This is a genomic window from Cellulomonas sp. P4_A2 (assembly GCF_056402515.1).
Genome location: NZ_JBFUHG010000144.1, coordinates 1 through 420 on the forward strand (window position 1 = coordinate 1; position 420 = coordinate 420).

Consider the following 420-nt stretch of genomic DNA (forward strand, 5'->3'; position numbering starts at 1 on the left):
TCATGAATCCGCCACAACACGCTCTGCTTGCCGAGCCTTGCGGAGGGTCACCGTCCGCAAGTGCCTCCCGGATCGTGCGCTCTTCGTGCACCCGTGCGCCCTGAGCTGCGCTCGGGCCCCCTTCGGCAGCCGCCGCACCACTTGGTCCCCACGGAGGGCGAAGATGCGGGATCATTTCTGCCATGACCGAGGTGTCCTCGCTCACAGGGCGACTGCTCGTGGCCACGCCCGCCCTGGCGGACCCGAATTTCGACCGCGCGGTGGTGCTGCTCCTCGACCACGACGAGGAGGGCTCGCTCGGCGTGGTCCTGAACCGCCCGACCCCGGTCGGTGTCGGTGACATCCTCGTGTCCTGGGCCGACCTGACCGCTGAGCCGGACGTCGTCTTCCAGGGCGGCCCCGTCTCGCTCGACTCGGCGC

1 protein-coding gene is annotated in these 420 nt (G+C 69.8%); it reads left to right on the forward strand.

Annotated elements, in window-relative coordinates:
- Positions 1-182: 182 nt before the first annotated feature.
- On the forward strand, positions 183-420 hold a 238-nt coding region (locus tag AC1DUE_RS20455), incomplete at its 3' end, for a YqgE/AlgH family protein (RefSeq protein ID WP_477041235.1).